Genomic DNA, 19,575 nt, shown 5'->3' with positions numbered 1-19,575 from the left:
ATACCCTTACGTGTATAGGTAAGGCAGTTAAATCTTAGTCACATTCTTGACAATCTCCCAAATTTCCAGTAAATTTGTTGTCGCAACTAACACTTAAGGTTATGGGAAGCGAAGGACTTATAGAAAAATACATCAACCCTTATACTGATTTTGGGTTCAAAAAACTGTTTGGTACCGAACTCAACAAAGATTTGTTAATCAGCTTTCTGAATTCGTTGTTGCCTGATGGACAAGTAATAAAAGACGTTACTTACCTCAATGCCGAACATCTTGGTACACTGGAAGCCGACCGGCGTGCAGTATTCGATGTTTATTGTGAAAACGAACAAGGCGAAAAGTTCTTGGTGGAGATGCAAAAAGGTGAACAACAGTTCTTTAAAGACCGTAGTATATTTTACACCACATTCCCCATTCGTGAGCAAGCAGTGAAAGGAAAGAGCTGGAATTATGAGTTGAAAGCTGTTTATACAGTTGGTATCCTTAACTTCTCGTTCGACAGCAACAACAACGATTATTACCATCACGAAGTAAGACTTGTAGATGTAGCCACTCAGGAAGTGTTTTATGACAAGCTAACACTCATCTACTTGGAAATGCCCAAGTTTAATAAAACCGAGTATGAACTGGAAAATATGTTCGATAAATGGATGTTTGTGCTTCGTAACCTCTCCAGGTTAATGGAACGTCCTGCTGCTTTACAAGAACGTATATTTACCCGCTTGTTCGAAACTGCCGAAATAGCCCGCTTCAATCGTAAGGAGCTGGTTGAGTACGAAGACAGTTTGAAGAATTACCGCGACTGGTATAGTGTAATGGAAACATCCGAAAAGAAAGGATTGGCTAAGGGACTTGAAAAAGGTCGTGAAGAAGGACTTGCAGAAGGGCTTGCGAAAGGAATTGAAAAAGGACTTGCGGAAGGGATTGAAAAAGGAATTCTTGAAGTTGCCCGTAGAATGAAGTTCAATTCTATTCCTTTACATACAATTCAAGATTTGACAGGACTTTCTCTTGAAGAAATAGAAAAGTTAAGCCCTTGATAGGTACACATATTGGAAGCGAACTAATTTTAAAACAACCGGTTTTTTCAAAGAAAATGTTGCCGGATATACAATTCGTTGTTTGAAAAATGAATAATATTGTTATTCATCCCGGTAGGATAACTCTTTTCTCCCAGTAGGATAAAGCCTTCATCCCGGTAGGCAAAACGGTTTCTCCTGGTAGGATAAAGGCTTTATCCTACCGGGAGAAATAATTTCCTATTCTCTGTATCTATGCGTTCTAATTTATTTCTTTATCTTTGCTTCGTTATATCAATCTGAATTTAAAAACAAAAGTACTTAAATGGGTAGAGTTCTTATTATTGGCGCCGGCGGTGTAGGCACTGTAGTAGCGCATAAAGTAGCACAAAATGCAGACGTTTTCACCGACATTATGATTGCAAGCCGCACTAAATCAAAATGCGACGATATTGTGAAAGCAATAGGGAATCCTGAGATAAAAACAGCCAGGGTCGACGCAGATAATGTAGATGAATTGGTTGCTTTGTTTAATGACTTTAAACCAGACATTGTTATTAATGTAGCCCTTCCATATCAAGACCTCACCATTATGGAAGCATGTTTACAGGCAGGCGTTAACTACCTGGATACAGCAAACTATGAGCCCCTTGACGAAGCGCACTTTGAATACAGCTGGCAATGGGCCTATCACGATAGATTTAAAGAAGCCGGACTAACTGCCATCCTGGGTTGTGGATTCGACCCCGGAGTAAGTGGTATCTTTACTGCTTATGCAGCCAAACATTATTTCGACGAAATTCAGTATCTGGATATTGTTGACTGTAATGCCGGCGACCATCATAAAGCTTTCGCCACTAACTTTAACCCGGAAATAAACATCAGGGAAATTACCCAGAAAGGACGCTATTACGAAAATGGGCAATGGGTAGAAACAGGATCACTTGAGATTCATCAGCCTATTACCTATCCTAATATAGGACCTAAAGAATCGTATCTTTTATATCACGAAGAATTGGAGTCGCTTGTAAAACACTTCCCAACCATTAAACGTGCACGCTTCTGGATGACGTTTGGACAGGAATATCTTACCCATCTGCGTGTAATCCAGAATATCGGTATGGCACGCATCGACGAAATAGATTATAACGGACAAAAGATTGTGCCTATCCAATTCTTGAAAGCCGTACTGCCTAACCCACAGGATTTGGGCGAAAACTATACAGGCGAAACATCCATTGGTTGCCGCATTCGTGGTATTAAAGATGGAAAAGAACGTACTTACTATGTATATAATAATTGTAGCCACGAAGCGGCTTACAAAGAAACAGGTATGCAGGGCGTTAGCTACACCACCGGTGTTCCGGCCATGATAGGGGCAATGATGTTCTTGAAAGGAGAATGGAAACGCCCGGGAGTTAACAATGTAGAAGAGTTTAATCCGGATATGTTCATGGATCAACTCAACAAACAAGGGCTTCCATGGCACGAAGTTTTTGACACCGATTTGGAAGTATAGGCTAAAAAACATCTAGCGAACATTTAACAAAAAAATATGGCAAAGAAAAACGAATCTCTTTTTGAACCAAATCTCAACATGGATGCTACAGAAAAGCTAAAGGCTTTACAGCTAACCATGAACAAGATAGAAAAAAGCTACGGTAAAGGCGCAATCATGAAAATGGGCGACGGAGTAGTTGAACAAATCGATGTAATTCCAACAGGTTCTGTATCTCTTAATATGGCATTAGGTGTAGGTGGTTATCCTCGCGGAAGAATAGTTGAAATATTCGGACCCGAATCGTCTGGTAAAACCACGTTAGCTATTCATGCAATAGCAGAAGCCCAGAAAGCTGGTGGCTTGGCAGCATTTATTGATGCCGAACATGCTTTCGACCGCTTTTATGCAGAGAAACTGGGAGTTGACATCGACAACCTGTATATGTCTCAACCCGATACCGGCGAACAGGCATTGGAAATAGCAGAACAGCTAATCCGTTCATCGGCCATCGACATTATTGTAATTGACTCTGTTGCCGCACTAACACCAAAATCGGAAATAGAAGGCGATATGGGCGAGAACAAGGTAGGTTTGCAGGCCCGATTAATGTCGCAGGCTTTACGTAAACTCACTGCTGCAGTAGCTAAAACACGCACAACCTGTATATTCATCAATCAGCTTCGCGAAAAAATTGGTGTAATGTTTGGAAGTCCCGAAACAACCACTGGTGGTAATGCATTGAAATTCTATGCATCGGTACGTGTGGATATTCGCCCAAGCACACCTATTAAAGATGGAGACGAAATGCTAGGTAAACTCACCAAGGTGAAAATTGTGAAGAACAAAGTAGCTCCTCCATTCAGAAAAGCTGAGTTCGACATCATGTTTGGCGAAGGAATATCACGCTCGGGCGAGATCATTGATATAGGTGCCGATCTGGAAATAATCAAGAAAAGCGGTTCATGGTATAGCTATCAGGGAACTAAAATCGGTCAGGGCCGCGATGCTGCCAAACAATGCATATTGGACAATCCGGAATTAGCCGATGAAATTGAAAATCTGATTGCAGAAGAGCTCAAAAAGAATCCGGCAATACTGCTAGGCAAAGATAAAAAAGATAAGAAAAAAGACGCACCTGCCGAAGAAACAGGAGGCGAAGAATAAAGGCTTAAATGCGCGAAGGCGCGAAAGGGTTAAGGCGCGAAAGGATGTTTCTAATTTATCCTTTTCGCGCCTTTACGCTTTCATCCTTTTGCGCCTTCATCCTTTCGCGCCTTCGCGCCTTTACGCTTTCGCGCCTTTACCCTTTGCTGTAATAAAAAAAAGCTGTACTTTTGCAGCTACATTTCAAATATTATATCCATGAGCAATCAACGATACATGATGCGTGGTGTTTCTGCTTCGAAAGAAGATGTGCATAACGCTATAAAAAACATAGATAAAGGTATCTTCCCGAAAGCTTTCTGTAAAATCATTCCCGATATTCTGGGTGGCGATCCTGAATACTGCAATATTATGCATGCCGACGGGGCCGGTACCAAATCTTCTTTGGCATATATGTATTGGAAAGAAACCGGCGATGTTTCTGTATGGAAAGGAATAGCGCAGGATGCTCTAATCATGAACATTGATGATTTGCTTTGTGTAGGTGCTATAGACAATATTCTTGTTTCATCTACCATCGGACGCAATAAACTGCTGATTCCCGGAGAAGTAATTTCGGCAATCATTAATGGCACCGATGAGCTACTTGCCGAACTTCGCGAAATGGGTATCGGAGTATTTGCCACTGGTGGCGAAACAGCCGACGTTGGCGACCTTGTACGTACTATTATTGTAGATAGCACAGTTACTTGCCGCATGAAACGCAGCGAAGTTATCGATAATGCCAATATCCGTCCTGGTGATGTAATTGTAGGATTGGCTTCGTATGGACAAGCTACATACGAAAAGGAATATAATGGCGGAATGGGTAGCAACGGGCTAACTTCTGCCCGTCATGATGTGTTTGCACACTATTTAGCCGAAAAGTATCCGGAAAGTTACGATGCAGCAGTTCCCCAAGAACTTGTTTACTCCGGTAACCTGAAATTAACCGATACGGTTGAAGATTCTCCACTAGATGCTGGCAAACTGGTACTTTCGCCCACTCGTACCTATGCTCCTGTAGTTAAAAAAATATTAGACGCTTTACGTACAGAAATACACGGAATGGTACATTGCTCTGGTGGGGCGCAAACCAAGATTCTGCATTTTGTTGATAATGTAAGGGTTATCAAAGACAATCTATTCCCTGTACCTCCATTATTCAAAACCATTCAGCAACAAAGCAATACAGATTGGGCAGAGATGTATAAGGTGTTTAATATGGGACATCGTTTAGAAGTTTACCTGAGTCCTGAATATGCAGAAGAGATTATTGAAATCTCTAAATCATTCAATATTGATGCCCAGATAGTGGGTAGAGTGGAAGCAAGCGAAAACAAAGAATTAATTATAATATCTGAATTCGGAGAATTCAGATATTAGTTACAAGTTACGAGTTACGAGTTACAAGTACCATGCGGATTATACTTGTAACTCGTAACTTGTAACTAATAACTCGTAACTAAAACCTATGGAAATAAGAACGCATAAGGACTTGTTGGTTTGGCAAAAAAGTATAGATTTGGTATGTGCTGTTTATTCTTTATTAAAACAGTACCCTAAAGAAGAACTTTTTGCTATGAGCAACCAAATAAGACGGTGTGTTGTATCCATACCTGCAAACATAGCCGAAGGGTGTGGTAGAAGAAGTAAAGCTGAATTATCCCAGTTCCTTCATATTGCATTAGGTTCGGCAAGTGAATTAGAAACTTTTTTTATTATATCTAAAAGATTAAATTATATTACAGATCAAGAGTATAACGACCTTAACTCTTCATTATTGGAGATAATTAAAATGATTAGTGGATTAGTTAGAAATCTGCAAGCAACTCGTAACTTGTAACTCGTAACTGAATAATGGCAGATAATAATAACATATTAGATAAACTAGAAGGGCTTGTTAGCAGATTCGAAGAAGTTTCAACCCTCATTACCGACCCCTCAGTTATTGCCGACCAGAAACGGTATGTAAAACTTACCAAGGAATACAAAGAACTGGACGACCTGATGAAGGCCCGCAAAGAATATATCCAAACCTTGAGCAACATAAACGAGGCCAAAGAAATTCTTGGAAACGAGCAAGATGCAGAAATGCGCGAAATGGCACGGGAAGAGTTGGAAGCAAGCCAAACAAGGTTACCCGAACTGGAAGAAGAAATAAAAATGCTGTTAGTACCAGCCGATCCTGAAGATGCTAAGAATGCCGTAGTAGAAATCAGGGGAGGTACAGGAGGCGACGAGGCTGCTATTTTTGCTGGCGACCTGTTCCGTATGTATTCCAAATACATTGAAACAAAAGGGTGGACAATGGAAGTAAGCAGCAGCAGTGAAGGCTCTTCTGGGGGATTCAAAGAAATTATATTCACCGTAAGCGGAGACAATGTTTATGGTACCCTAAAATACGAAAGTGGCGTGCATCGCGTTCAACGTGTACCCGCAACCGAAACTCAGGGACGTGTACATACATCGGCTGCCTCGGTAGCAGTTTTGCCAGAGGCCGAAGAAGTTGACGTAGAAATTAACCCTGCCGATCTTGAATTTCAAACTGCACGTTCAAGCGGAGCAGGAGGTCAGAATGTAAATAAGGTTGAAACCAAAGTTCAACTGTACCACAAACCCACTGGGATACAAATTCAATGTCAGGTGTCGCGTTCGCAGCTTGCCAATAAAGAAATGGCACTGCAAATGTTAAGAACCAGACTATATGATATGAAAATGCAGGAACACCTGTCCGCCATTTCTTCTAAAAGAAAAACAATGGTATCAACAGGCGACCGTTCTGCAAAAATCCGTACCTATAATTATCCGCAAGGGCGTATTACCGATCACCGCATCAATCATACCATATATAACCTGGCCGATTTTGTTGATGGTAATATTCAGGATATGATTGACAAACTTACTATTGCAGAGAATACGGAAAGAATGAAAGAGACAGAATTATAAAATACAGTAGTTAGTAGCTAGTAGTTAGTAGCTAGTATCCATGCGGATTTAGTTTACTAACTACTAGTTTACTAACTACTAGTTACTAACTACTAGTTACTAGTTACTAGCTACTAAATGAAATGAACAAACAACAATTATTCGAAAACATAAAACGTAAACAGTCGTTCCTTTGTGTAGGGCTGGATACAGATATAAAGAAGATACCTGAGCATCTTCTTAAAGATGAAGATCCGGTTTTTGCTTTCAACAAAGCAATTATCGATGCTACTGCCGACTTGTGTATAGCCTACAAACCCAACCTTGCTTTTTACGAAAGCCTTGGGGTAAAAGGATGGATAGCTTTCGAAAAAACAGTAAACTACATAAAGAAAAACTATCCCGATCAATTTATTATTGCCGACGCCAAAAGAGGCGACATAGGTAACACAAGCGAAATGTATGCCCGGTCGTTCTTTGATGAACTAAATATCGACTCTGTTACAGTTGCTCCTTACATGGGCGAAGACAGTGTGAAGCCTTTCCTTATCTATCCCGAAAAATGGGTAATTCTGTTGGCTCTCACATCGAACAAAGGATCGCACGATTTTCAGTTAACAGAAGATGCCAATGGCGAACGTTTATTCGAAAAGGTTCTTAAGAAATCTCAAGAATGGGCCAATGATGAACAAATGATGTATGTTGTGGGTGCCACTCAAGGCAAAATGTTTACCGACATCCGCAAATATGCCCCTAACCACTTTTTATTAGTACCCGGTGTTGGTGCTCAAGGTGGGTCGCTCGAAGAAGTTTGCAAATACGGAATGAATGACATGTGCGGTCTTATCGTTAACTCTTCACGTGGAATAATCTATGCTGATAAAACAGAGAACTTTGCCGATGCAGCCCGCAAAGCAGCAAAAGAAGTTCAAGAAGAGATGGCAGTTCAATTGCAAAGCATTCTGTAAAATTTCGATAAATAAATAACACATTCAATCGAATTGCCTTATCCCCGATTTATAAATTATAGCATGGATGGTAAGGAAATATCAAAAAAAAATCCGTTATTTGTGGATTAATTTGAGAGATTGAAATGCAATTAACATTTCTTCTGCCCAAAACAGAAGAATACAATTACATATTAACAACATAAATATGGAGTTCTCGGCCAAGCAAATTGCTACTTTTTTAGAAGGGGAAATAATAGGTAATGAAGATATTACAGTTCACACTTTTGCAAAAATAGAGGAAGGAGTAACTGGAGCTTTATCTTTTTTAGCCAACCCCAAGTACACTCCTTATATATATACTACGCAATCAAGCATTGTATTGGTAAATAAAGACTTTACTCCTGAGCAGGAGATAGGAGCCACCTTAATAAAGGTAAGTAACCCATACGAAAGCCTTTCAAAATTACTTGTACTTTACGAATCGAGCAAGCCTAAAAAACAAGGCATAGATTCTTTAGCCTATATTGCCCCAACAGCAAAAATAGGCGAGAATGTATATATAGGTGCTTTTGCTTATATTGGCGAGAATGTTGTTATTGGCAATAATACAGCTGTTTATCCGCATGTGTATGTGGGTGACTCTACAAAAATAGGCAACAACTGTATTCTATACGCCAACGCCACCATCTACCACGAATGTCGCATAGGCAATGAATGTATTATTCATTCGGGTGCTGTTGTTGGTGCCGACGGCTTTGGGTTTGCCCCATCTGCCACCGGATACGAAAAAATTCCGCAAATTGGTACCGTTATCATTGAAGACAAAGTAGAAGTCGGAGCCAATACTTGTATTGACAGAGCTACAATGGGAGCTACCGTTATACACAGTGGTGTTAAACTGGACAATCTGGTACAAATAGCTCATAATGATGTTATTGGTTCGCACACGGTTATGGCAGCACAGGTTGGTATAGCCGGTTCAACCAAAATAGGAGAATGGTGCCAGTTTGGTGGACAAGCAGGTTTATCGGGTCATATTACTGTTGGTAACAAAGTGGGCATTGGACCACAGGCAGGAATAATCAGTAACGTTAAATCGGAACAACAGATTTTAGGTAGTCCTGCTATTGACTCAAAAACATTCTTCCGGTCATCTGCCGTATTCAAGAAACTACCCGAAGTCTATTCGGAATTAAATGCTTTGCGAAGAGAACTAAACGAAATAAAACAACAAATAAACAAGCAATAATGATCAAACAAAAGACCCTGAAAGATAGTTTTTCATTAAGTGGAAAAGGTCTTCATACCGGACTTGATCTGACAGTTACTTTTAATCCCGCTTCCGAAAATTACGGATATAAAATACAACGCATTGATCTGGAAGGAAAACCAATTATCGATGCTATAGCCGACAATGTTATTGATACCACTCGTGGAACCGTTCTAGCTAATAAAAATGGAGACAGAGTAAGCACCATTGAACATGGAATGGCTGCACTGTATGCATTAGGCATAGACAACTGCCACATAGAGGTTAACGGCCCCGAATTTCCGATACTAAACGGTAGCTCTGAATTCTATGTACAGGAAATCGAAAAGGTAGGTATCGAAGAACTTAATGCAGTTAAGGATTACTATATAATTAAATCCAAGATAGAAGTACGCGATGAGAAAACAGGCTCATCAATCATAGTACTGCCCGACGAGGATTTCAGCCTCAACGTATTGGTTTCGTATGATGATTCACTGATTATTCCCAACCAATATGCAACCCTCGAGGACATGAACAAGTTTAAAGACGAAATAGCCAATAGCCGTACCTTCGTCTTTGTTCGTGAAATAGAGCCTCTGCTATCAGCCGGATTAATTAAAGGTGGCGACCTTGATAACGCTATTGTTATTTATGAACGCAAAATGGAGCAAGATAAGTTTGATAAATTAGCCGATGTTATGGGAGTTCCACACATGGACGCCAATTTACTGGGCTACATCAATCACGATCCACTTGTATGGCCTAATGAATGTGCCCGCCATAAATTACTCGATGTTATTGGCGACCTTGCACTTATTGGCAAACCTATCAGAGGAAGAATTATTGCTACACGCCCAGGACATACCATAAATAACAAGTTTGCCCGGTTAATGCGGAAAGAAATCCGTTTGCACGATATACAGGCTCCAACTTATAATTGCAACATACCGCCGGTTATGGACATTAACCGCATCCGCGAGTTATTGCCACACCGTTATCCTTTCCAATTGGTAGACAAGGTTATAGAAATTGGTGCCAATTACATTGTTGGAGTTAAAAATGTAACGTCTAACGAACCCTTCTTCCAGGGACATTTCCCCGAAGAACCTGTTATGCCGGGAGTATTGCAGGTCGAAGCCATGGCACAGGTGGGTGGTTTACTGGTACTTAACTCTATCGAAGAACCCGAAAAGTATTCTACATACTTTATGAAAATAGATGGAGTTAAATTCCGTCAGAAAGTAGTTCCAGGCGATACCCTGATATTCAAGGTAGAACTTATGACACCCATCCGCAGAGGAATCGCTACCATGAAAGGCTATGTGTTTGTTGGCGAAAAAATCTCTTGCGAGGCCGAGTTCATGGCACAAATAGTAAAAAACAAATAATAATTTAAAATATGATAAGTCCTCTCGCATACGTTCATCCCGAAGCCGTTATAGGAGAAAATGTAGAAATCGCCCCTTTTGTTTATATCGACAAGAATGTAATCATTGGCGATAACAATAAAATAATGGCAAACGCTAGTATCTTGTACGGCAGTCGTATTGGCAATAACAATGTTATTTTTCCGGGAGCTGTTATCGGAGGTATTCCTCAGGACCTCAAATTCAAAGGAGAGGAAACCACAGCCGAAATAGGCGACAACAATACCATTCGCGAAAATGTAACTATTAACAGAGGAACCGCAGCAAAAGGCAAAACAATTGTAGGCAACAACAACCTGTTAATGGAAGGCGTACATGTTGCACACGATGCATTGGTTGGCAATGGATGTATAATTGGTAACTCAACCAAAATGGCAGGCGAAATTATTATTGACGATAATGCCATTATCAGCGGTGCAGTATTGATGCATCAGTTCTGCCGGGTAGGAAGCCATGTAATGATACAAGGTGGAAGCAGATTCAGCAAAGATATTCCTCCTTACATTATTGCCGGTCGCGAACCTATTGCATACAGCGGAATAAATATTATCGGTTTGCGCCGCCGGGGATTCTCGAACGAAGTTATTGAGAACATTCACAACGCATACCGAATCATCTATCAAAGCGGTTTAAATACTACCGATGCACTTGCCAAGGTAGAAGAAGAGATAGAAATAACTCCCGAAATACAATACATTATTGAATTTATTCGTGGTTCACAAAGAGGAATCATAAAATAGGGCAACAACCCGTATGATACTTGTAACTCGTAACTTATAACTCGTAACTAAATATGATATACAGGTTTATTATTATATCTGATGAGGTTGATGATTTTATCAGAGAAATACAAATTGACCCGGAAGCTACTTTTTTTGACTTTCATAAAACCATCCTCAGTTCGGTAGGATACAGCGATGACCAGATGACTTCGTTCTTTATCTGCGATGATGATTGGGAAAAAGAAAAAGAAGTTACATTGGAAGAGATGGATAATAATCCCGAAATTGATAGCTGGGTAATGAGCGAAACTCCATTGAACGAACTGATAGAGGACGAAAAACAAAAGCTATTATACGTTTTTGACTACATTACCGAACGTTGTTTCTTTCTTGAACTAGCCGAAATTATAACAGGTAAAGATATTAAATCACCTAAATGTACCCGCAAAGAAGGCGAAGCACCCAAACAAACTATGGATATAGAAGAAATGATGGCTACCTCTTCTTCTTTAGATCTGGACGAAAACTTCTACGGTGATCAGGATTTTGACTTTGAAGACTTTGATGCAGACGGCTTTGATGTAAACACTCCATCGGGCGGTGATGTTATCGATGATGGTTTTTAATGAACAAAGACAAGAATTTAATTGTACTGATAGGTCCTACAGCTGTCGGGAAAACAGAGCTCAGCCTGCAACTGGCCGAACGCTTTGAAACAGATATTGTTTCGGCTGATTCCCGGCAACTGTACAAGGATTTAAAAATAGGCACTGCCGCTCCTACCCCGTCTCAACTACAACGGGTACCACACCACTTTATTGGCACGCTTCAGTTAACAGACTATTATAGTGCTGCCCAATACGAAGCTGATGTACTGCAATTACTCGATAAACTTTTTCTTGAAAAGAATACAGTAATACTTACTGGTGGTTCTATGATGTACATTGATGCTGTTTGCAAAGGCATTGATGATATCCCAACCGTCGACGAGGATACACGCAAATTATTACTCGGCAAATATGAAACCGAAGGGCTAGACCATCTATGTGCCGAGCTTAAGCTCCTCGACCCGGAGTATCACCGGATTGTAGACCTCAAAAATCCCAAACGGGTTATTCATGCATTGGAAATTTGCTACATGACCGGGAAAACGTATACTTCGTTCCGCACCCGAACATTGAAAGAAAGACCTTTCAATATTATTAAGATAGGGCTTACACGCAACCGTGAAGAACTTTATGAACGTATTAATCACCGGGTTGACTTGATGATTGAAGAAGGATTGATTGATGAGGTAAAAGCCGTACTGCCTTATCGCCACCTTAATTCACTAAACACAGTGGGCTATAAGGAGATATTTAACTATCTGGATGGCACATGGGAGTTATCTTTTGCTATTGATAAGATAAAACAGAATACCCGGATATACTCGCGCAAACAGATGACCTGGTTTAAACGGGATGAAGATATCAGATGGTTCCATCCTGAAAAAGAAACAGAAATATATAATGTGTTTAAGAATGGAAGGAGTTAATTGGAGTTATAGGAGTTAAAGCTTTTCAGCCAATAACTCCTTAACTCCTTATTAAATTATTCGTCTTCCAATACAACCGATATTTTGTTGGTGCTTGCTTTTACCTTTTTGGTTTCTTTATCAATATAACTGATAATGATGTACGAATCTGGGTCGGCAGATAACATGAAGTTTCCATCCATATCGGTAACTGTACCACTGGTTGTAGCTTCTATTATAACATTGGCACCAATAATTGGATTACCTGATTTATCTTTCACCGAACCAAAAACATTTATATTGTTATTCTGATCTTCTAAAAGGTTAATCTGTTCCTTTTTAGTGGTAATGAGTATTACGCCATTTTGGGCTCCTTCCCCATACAACTCCACAGCTTTTTCGTCTTTGAGAACACTTATTTGTTCTATTCTATCCGGATCAATAAGCGCCATAATTCTTTCGGATACTTTTTCGCCATCAATAACAATAAGTGGAGGATGGTTTTCTTTAAACATTCCTCTCTTTGTTGTAAGCAACATGCTTCCGGGTACTTTGCCTTTTGTTATATATATATCAGGTATTTTTTCAACCTTCATTGTATCAGTATAGAGCATAACATCATCAACTTTACCAGATGCTTCTGTGAGTACCAAATCTTTTTCTTCACTTTGAACAGCAAGCTCTTTTTCTACATGAAGCACCACATCAGAGCCCTTACTTACAACCTGCGAATTTTCAGAGAAGATATCTTCTTTGGGTTCGGCTTTCAACTCCTTTGGTTCATTTTCAATGCTCTTTGTTTCTACAATTGCAGCCAAATCATTAACTTTGACGGCTGAGATTTCTTTAAATTCTTTTGAAACCTCGGGACGGGCAAAAGCAGTAATAGCAATAGCTGCAACAGGAAGTATATAGAGATACTTCAATCGTGCCCATGGATTTGATTTTTCTTTTAACATCATAGTGATACGTTTTTTAAGTTTACTGTGATTAAAGCTGTTGGCCATAGAGTAGAGCCTTGTGCCAACGGCTTTTTTTATTAATAATAATTGATATTCCTTTGCATTAACGCCTTCCTGTATAACTGTTTCATCAGCCTGATATTCATGAATGGTTTGCAACTCTTGTTTTAACAGCCAGACTGCCGGATTAAACCACTGAAAGAAGATACAGATATCAGCAATAAGTAAATCTATAGAGTGCCATTTATAGATGTGTGCCATTTCGTGTGTTAGTATCTCGCGTCCGTTCTCTTCCAGGTCTTTCTGCGAGATCACAATATGCTTCATCCAACTGAATGGCGATAGCTTAGTATTTGTATGAATGATTAGTTTTATACCATCGCCCAGCAGTTCTTTTTGTCCCGAGCGGATAAGCATACACAATTGAATGAGTGAATAGATATTCCGGCAAAACAAAAATACAATACCAAGCAAATAAACAATCAGGATTACCTGTACCGAAGTTCTTGTTGTTGCTGTTTCTGCCTGTGCTACAACTGTAGACTGCATATCGGCAAGCATCAGTAATTGTTCGACCGTTAAAAAGGTTTGATGAATCTCGGTTTCTTGCTTCACCGTTATTTCGCAGAGGGGGATAATCAGCGAAAGCACCAGGATACCCAGAACTGCTATTCTATTAAAACGATGAAATGTTTCTTTGCTTAGCAATAGCCGATAGAAAAGATAGAATACCGCCAAACAGATTGTAACTTTTAGTATGTACACAAAGAGGGCTCCCATAAAACTATTTACTATTTGCGGATTTACCGTTTACAATTTGCGGACCCTTTTCTACTTCTTCAATCAACTTCTTTAGTTCGCTTACAGATATATCTTCTTCTTGTACCAAAGATGATACTGCACTCATAAAAGAATTATTAAAGTATTTGCTAATTACACCTTTCAGGGTGTTTTTTCTGAATTCGTCTTCCGATAAAACTGCGTAATACTGGTAGGTGTTACCATAGGTATTATGTGCCAGATATCCTTTTTCTTCCAGTCCGCGTACAATGGTAGATAGTGTGTTAAAGTGCGGTTTAGGATCGCTATAGAAAGGGAGCATCTCCTTCACAAACAAAGGTCCTTTTTCCCAGAAGAAACCCATTATTTCTTCTTCTTTTGCTGTTAGTCTTTTCATATAAAGTAGATTCTGATACTTAATATTGCAAAGAACTAAATTATATAGTTTAGAAACTAATTTAATTAGTTAATTAAAACTAAAGGTTATAGTTAAAGCTACTAAGACTTTATCGCCATCTATAAGCAATAAAGAAATAGATCAAAAAAGTTATGCCCAAAACACCCATTATAACAAGCTGTAACACTGCATTATAAACTTTCCATTCGGGAATAAGATTGGAAAGAAATAGAGAAAGAAACAAAAAGTTAAGCTCAAGCATCGAAATCCGAACAACACGCAATAGCAGAAAATATTGCTTCCATACATTTGCCTCTGTTAACCGGAAAGGGAAATTTGTCCACTTCAGAGGTATATACGGTACAGATACCAGTATAATGGTTATTACTGTATTCATTATTGCCAGCGTAAAACCATCGTTACCCTGAGCCGTAAGTTGTTGATAATTTATAAGAAACAATATCCATACTAGTATCACAATGGCAAGGGATACTCCAATAAATATCCAATCTAACATTACAGGTCTGATGCGAATGTTGGGCATTCCTTTGCCACTAAATCGTCCAAGGTTAATCATTTGCAGTTTCTTTATTATCAGTGTTAGTACTCTTTTTATTTTTATTCTTCTTCATCCGGCCACTCTTTTTCAAAGCCTCAGCAATAATCCACTGCAACTGGCCATTTGTACTACGAAACTCGTCGGCTGCCCATTTTTCAATAGCATCCATTGTTTCTGCATCAATTCGCAGTACAAAACTTTTGGTTGAAGATTCTTTTTTACTCATTACTTATTACTTTTAATCCAATTGGCTATATCCTCCATTACGTAACCGGGGATATATTTTTCTTCGCTATACTCATCAGGAGTAGCTTTGCCTTCTCCTTCATGAAGTAAATGATTCAGTTTGGGATACGATTTGAATGCAGCCTTTTTATTCTTCTTCAAAGCTGTTTTCCACATTCCAAAGTCTTCCATTGTAACCTGATAGTCTCTTTCTCCCTGAACTATGAATATTGGTAGTTTCAGTTTTGCTACTACATCCAGTTGCTTATAATCGCGCATGGACTTCCAATAGTTTTCTGGCATCTTCAACGGGAAAGGAATAGAAGTATCAAACTCGGTTGTGCCGTATTTACGTGCATTCTCTACCTGCATTTTAACCTCATTCACATGTTTCTGTTCTGTCCCTAAACCGGATATGCCGGCAATATATTCAACTTGTTCAAGTATTACATCATCAAATGGTCGTGCATTGGCGGCAATCATTACTATACCCGACAGATCGGAAGAACTATCCGCAATACGGGGGGCAACAAGGGCTCCAAGGCTGTGGCCAATTACGAAGATCTTACTACCTGAGAGTTCCGGATGTTTTTTTGCAATCCGGATAGCCGAAAGAGCATCATAAACTGCTTCATAATCAATATTGCCTTTTCCTTCGGGAGCGTAGTCATTACCATAAATATACGAACGTTTATCATAACGAATAACAGCTACTCCTCGTTCAGCAAGCCCCCATGCCAGATCGCGAAAGGGTTTATTGGGACCAACGGTTTCATCACGATCGCTGGAACCGGAGCCATGTACAAGTATGGCAACAGGTGGATTGCTTATTCCCACAGGTAATGTTAATATGCCACCAAGTTTATAATCGTCGGTTATAATATCAATCGTTTCTTCTTTTATTGTATCATTCGTAATCAGGGTATAGGTTTGCGCAGCTCTCATATCCGGTAAAAAGTACAGCCCGGAAATTTGGTTATCCTTATTTAATGTAAGAGAGAATATTAACTTCATGTTTTCAAACTGCATCATCTTTTTGCAGATAAAGCTATCCTCATGTGGTTTTACTTCCCACTCTCCATCAAACTTAAACTCACCTAACTGTATTTCCAACTGTGTATATAACATTCCGTACTCATTAGCAGAAATTCTTGCTTGTACAATAGAGTCCGACATAATAAGGAGGCTATCGCCTTGCCCTGCCTTTAAGAATTTATATGCTTTTTCGGCTACCTCAACATAGCTTTGTGCCCTGCCGGTTAGTGCAGGGATGAGTAGCAAAGCTAATAGAATTATTTTCTTTATCATAGTGTTTAATGATGTAAGGTTCCTGTGTTAACCACCGGTTGAGCAGCCTCATCGGCACAAAGCACTACCAGCAGGTTGCTTACCATTGCGGCTTTCTTTTCGTCGTCAAGCTCAACAATTTCTTCTTCGGCAAGTTTATCGAGAGCCATTTTAACCATAGATACTGCACCTTCTACAATCTTTTCGCGGGCAGTGATAATAGCCGAAGCTTGCTGACGGCGAAGCATCACAGCTGCAATTTCGGGAGCGTAAGCCAGATAATTAATACGTGCTTCTACCACTTCCAGTCCGGCCATAGCAAGGCGCTCGTTCAGTTTTATTTCAAGTTGATCGTTAATTTCTTCTCCGCCCGAGCGTAAGGTTAGTTCATTGCTATGATCGCTTTCGTCGTAAGCGTATTGTCCGGCAACCTGACGCAAAGCGGCATCACTTTGTATGCGAACAAAGTTTTCGAAGGCCGACATACGGCTTGCCACCGACTGGCCTACTTGCCCCACTACTCCGGGCTGACTTGATGCCATTGTTTGTGAATCGATTTCGAACATGGCTTTATAGGTATCTTTGAGTTTCCATACAAGTACCAAACCTATAAGAATTGGGTTACCTGTTTTATCGTTTACCTTAATGGGTTCTACATCAAGATTACGGGCACGCAGTGATAATTGTTTTTTATTCAGGAAAGGATGCACCCAAAAGAAACCGGTTTCTTTAAAAGTACCTTTATACTTACCAAAGAAAACCATAGCACGGGCTTCGTTAGGTTCTAAAGAAATAAATCCTGCCAGTAACACCAATTCAAAGATAATGCCAAATATGGCAATCAGAAAGGCTGCCGCACCAATAAAGGGAGCTGCCCAGAACATTGCAATAAAACCTGCTAACAATACTATGAGTAGGAAAAGCATGGCAAATCCATTCATCTTGAATCCTTTGTAAGTAGTTTCTTTTGTTTCCATAATAAGAGTTTTAAAATGATATCGTTTTGATATCACAAATATATCGCTTAATTATTAAGAAACAAGTACTTGAGGCAACATTAACATTTGTTAGTCAATTATTTATTTTATATTTGCACCCAAACACAATAAGCACATTAAATGAATACTATAAAACACATTTGTATTATACTTACCGTTTTATGTTCGCTCAGATTATATGGTAATGATGCTAAAGCTGATTCATTAATCCAAAAATCACAAACGGTTCAATATACCAACCCTACGCAGGCAGTATATTTTTCGCAGAAAGCGCTAGAGTATATTCCCGAAACGTCTTTGCCTAACTCAAGAAAGGCAAAAGCTTTACTAATGAGTGGAGTAGCACATAAGTATCTGGGAGATTTCGATATCAGCATAAAGACATTGTATGATGCCTTGGATTGTTGTCCCGAGAACGATTATACTTTACTTATGGATATACAAATGCAGATATCGAATGTGTATTGCCGACTAAAGGATTACACAAAAGCATTCGAGATAAACGATAAAGCAACAGCGTTGAGTAAAGTTTATGCCGACTCTGCCCGTCTGGCTGCATCGTATAACAACCGTGGCATTATTCATTATAACCTGAACGAATTCAATACAGCCGAACAGTTTTTTCGCAACGCCTTAGAAATTAACAGAAGAATTGGTGATATAAAAGCTGTTGCAGCAAACCTGAATAATATGTGCCTGTATGAGGGCAACATAGATGAAAAACTAGCTTTAATACAGGAGGCCATCATTATCAATAGAAACATGAATGCTACTTGGGCTTTGGGCGAGAACTATAACAATATGAGCAAGCAGTATTATTTTGCAGGACAATATAAAAAAGCTCTTGAGGCACTGGAAAAAGGGAAACAGGCTGCCGAAGAGTCTAATGCAAAAGAGCTGATTTGTGATAACTTTGAATATGCCTCCTGGGTATATGCTGCAATGAAACAGCACGATAAAGCCTACGAGTGTTTACTGCAACTCTATAATTTAAGTCTGGAATTGCAAAACGATAAGAAACTCCGCACAGTTGAGCAAGAATTATCCGAGAAACGGGTACAGAACATTCAGCGCGAAACTGCCATAAAAGAGCAGGCATACGAGATTGAATTGCTTAAACGCAATATGATGGTACTCGCCGCCGTTCTTATATTCTCTATTATCGCCGCTATTTTTCTTCCCCGATGGATTAAACGACGCAAGGACCTGCAACTAGCCGAAACCCGGTTCAAACTGGAGCAATCGGAGCGCGAGCTGGCCGAACTTCAGTTAAAACAACAGGGGCAAACACTTCAAACTGTTCAAACAGAACTGGATACTACCAAGCAAGAGGTAACCAGCTTTGCCATGTTTCTCCGCAGCCGGAACGGATTGCTGGAACGTATCAGAGAACAGATCAAGGAGGGGTATAAGCTGGATGCTACAGCCATACAGCCACATCTTAAGAAAATTAATGCTTTTATTAGCCAATACCAAAACGGAAATGAGGAAACAAGCGCTTTGTTATTAAGTATCGAACAAAAGAATTCCGATTTTATTAAACGCTTAACCACTCGTCATCCGGGATTAACACAAGGTGAGAAATATCTTGCTACTTTGCTTCGGGTAAATTTATCCACTAAAGAGATTTCGTTTCTTACAGGGACCATTCCGAAAACAATAAATATGAATCGGTACAGGTTAAGGAAATCTCTCGGACTGAATTCGGAGGAGGATTTAACGGAGTATTTGCAAGGGGTGTAGATAAAGCCATTTGTAGATTACCTAATTTACTCAATTCTCTAATAATTAAATTGTTATAAATGAAGTTGTAGATCATTTTACCCTTCCTAACGCCATTTTGTAGTCCCAAAGTAGACACCGTATTTTGTTGTTCTCTGTTATTTTAGGCTTACTTAGCATTTGCATTCCGGAA

General features: G+C 39.6%; 18 protein-coding genes and 1 pseudogene. 13 read left to right on the top strand and 6 right to left on the bottom strand.

Annotated elements, in window-relative coordinates; all coding sequences use genetic code 11:
• The first annotated feature begins 101 nt into the window (after positions 1–101).
• From D0T85_RS12975 to miaA, 12 genes and pseudogenes are all read left to right on the top strand, one after another.
• Positions 102–1,037 carry an Rpn family recombination-promoting nuclease/putative transposase gene (locus D0T85_RS12975; protein ID WP_163213896.1) on the top strand — a complete coding sequence of 312 codons (936 nt, stop codon included), beginning with the start codon at positions 102–104 and terminating at the stop codon, positions 1,035–1,037.
• A gap of 304 nt (positions 1,038–1,341) precedes the next feature.
• Positions 1,342–2,535, top strand: a complete 1,194-nt coding sequence (locus D0T85_RS12970) for a saccharopine dehydrogenase family protein (RefSeq protein ID WP_163213894.1) — start codon at positions 1,342–1,344, stop codon at positions 2,533–2,535.
• 36 nt (positions 2,536–2,571) lie between these two features.
• Positions 2,572–3,600: pseudogene (gene recA, locus D0T85_RS12965) on the top strand (recombinase RecA); the annotation flags it as partial.
• A gap of 279 nt (positions 3,601–3,879) precedes the next feature.
• Positions 3,880–5,046: an AIR synthase-related protein gene (locus D0T85_RS12960; protein ID WP_163213890.1), complete on the top strand. Its 1,167-nt coding sequence runs from the start codon at positions 3,880–3,882 to the stop codon at positions 5,044–5,046.
• Positions 5,047–5,134: 88 nt separating this feature from the next.
• Complete coding sequence (locus D0T85_RS12955; protein ID WP_203558476.1) at positions 5,135–5,506, top strand: four helix bundle protein; 372 nt, start codon at positions 5,135–5,137, stop codon at positions 5,504–5,506.
• Between the two features lie 14 nt (positions 5,507–5,520).
• A complete protein-coding gene (gene prfA, locus D0T85_RS12950; RefSeq protein WP_163213888.1) occupies positions 5,521–6,609 on the top strand; it encodes a peptide chain release factor 1 in 1,089 nt (362 codons plus the stop codon).
• A gap of 122 nt (positions 6,610–6,731) precedes the next feature.
• The gene (gene pyrF, locus D0T85_RS12945) at positions 6,732–7,556 is read left to right on the top strand and encodes an orotidine-5'-phosphate decarboxylase (RefSeq protein ID WP_163213886.1); all 825 of its coding nucleotides are present in this window, start codon (positions 6,732–6,734) and stop codon (positions 7,554–7,556) included.
• Between the two features lie 187 nt (positions 7,557–7,743).
• The gene (gene lpxD / locus D0T85_RS12940; RefSeq protein WP_163213884.1) at positions 7,744–8,787 is read left to right on the top strand and encodes a UDP-3-O-(3-hydroxymyristoyl)glucosamine N-acyltransferase; all 1,044 of its coding nucleotides are present in this window, start codon (positions 7,744–7,746) and stop codon (positions 8,785–8,787) included.
• Positions 8,787–10,178: a bifunctional UDP-3-O-[3-hydroxymyristoyl] N-acetylglucosamine deacetylase/3-hydroxyacyl-ACP dehydratase gene (locus D0T85_RS12935; RefSeq protein ID WP_163213882.1), complete on the top strand. Its 1,392-nt coding sequence runs from the start codon at positions 8,787–8,789 to the stop codon at positions 10,176–10,178. Before lpxD ends, D0T85_RS12935 begins: the two co-directional genes overlap by 1 nt.
• Positions 10,179–10,189: 11 nt before the next feature.
• Complete coding sequence (gene lpxA / locus D0T85_RS12930) at positions 10,190–10,957, top strand: acyl-ACP--UDP-N-acetylglucosamine O-acyltransferase (protein WP_163213880.1); 768 nt, start codon at positions 10,190–10,192, stop codon at positions 10,955–10,957.
• Between the two features lie 53 nt (positions 10,958–11,010).
• Positions 11,011–11,565 (top strand): plasmid pRiA4b ORF-3 family protein, encoded by a 555-nt coding sequence (locus D0T85_RS12925; protein WP_163213878.1) that lies wholly within the window; start codon positions 11,011–11,013, stop codon positions 11,563–11,565.
• A complete protein-coding gene (gene miaA, locus D0T85_RS12920) occupies positions 11,565–12,473 on the top strand; it encodes a tRNA (adenosine(37)-N6)-dimethylallyltransferase MiaA (protein WP_163213876.1) in 909 nt (302 codons plus the stop codon). The genes D0T85_RS12925 and miaA overlap by 1 nt, the downstream gene beginning before the upstream one ends.
• Positions 12,474–12,529: 56 nt before the next feature.
• Here the strand turns inward: miaA and D0T85_RS12915 are convergent, their stop codons facing one another.
• The 6 genes from D0T85_RS12915 to D0T85_RS12890 form a co-directional block, all read right to left on the bottom strand.
• Positions 12,530–14,194, bottom strand: coding sequence for a carboxypeptidase-like regulatory domain-containing protein (locus tag D0T85_RS12915; RefSeq protein WP_163213874.1), 1,665 nt, complete (start codon positions 14,192–14,194; stop codon positions 12,530–12,532).
• 4 nt (positions 14,195–14,198) lie between these two features.
• A complete protein-coding gene (locus D0T85_RS12910; RefSeq protein WP_163213872.1) occupies positions 14,199–14,591 on the bottom strand; it encodes a BlaI/MecI/CopY family transcriptional regulator in 393 nt (130 codons plus the stop codon).
• A 109-nt stretch (positions 14,592–14,700) separates the two neighbouring features.
• Positions 14,701–15,168: a hypothetical protein gene (locus tag D0T85_RS12905; protein ID WP_163213870.1), complete on the bottom strand. Its 468-nt coding sequence runs from the start codon at positions 15,166–15,168 to the stop codon at positions 14,701–14,703.
• Positions 15,161–15,376, bottom strand: a complete 216-nt coding sequence (locus tag D0T85_RS12900; protein WP_163213868.1) for an Arc family DNA-binding protein — start codon at positions 15,374–15,376, stop codon at positions 15,161–15,163. Before D0T85_RS12900 ends, D0T85_RS12905 begins: the two co-directional genes overlap by 8 nt.
• Positions 15,376–16,683: an alpha/beta fold hydrolase gene (locus tag D0T85_RS12895; protein ID WP_163213866.1), complete on the bottom strand. Its 1,308-nt coding sequence runs from the start codon at positions 16,681–16,683 to the stop codon at positions 15,376–15,378. The genes D0T85_RS12900 and D0T85_RS12895 overlap by 1 nt, the downstream gene beginning before the upstream one ends.
• 5 nt (positions 16,684–16,688) lie before the next feature.
• Positions 16,689–17,639, bottom strand: a complete 951-nt coding sequence (locus tag D0T85_RS12890) for an SPFH domain-containing protein (protein ID WP_163213864.1) — start codon at positions 17,637–17,639, stop codon at positions 16,689–16,691.
• Between the two features lie 141 nt (positions 17,640–17,780).
• Here D0T85_RS12890 and D0T85_RS12885 point away from each other — a divergent pair, with 141 nt between their 5' ends.
• On the top strand, positions 17,781–19,403 hold the full coding sequence (locus tag D0T85_RS12885) for a tetratricopeptide repeat protein (protein WP_163213862.1): 1,623 nt from the start codon (positions 17,781–17,783) through the stop codon (positions 19,401–19,403).
• Positions 19,404–19,575 lie beyond the last annotated feature (172 nt).

It is taken from the genome of Bacteroides sp. 519, from assembly GCF_010500955.1.
Lineage (GTDB): Bacteria > Bacteroidota > Bacteroidia > Bacteroidales > Bacteroidaceae > Bacteroides.
The sequence above is the reverse complement of the archived record's forward strand: the minus strand, read 5'-3'. Positions and strand labels throughout refer to the sequence as shown.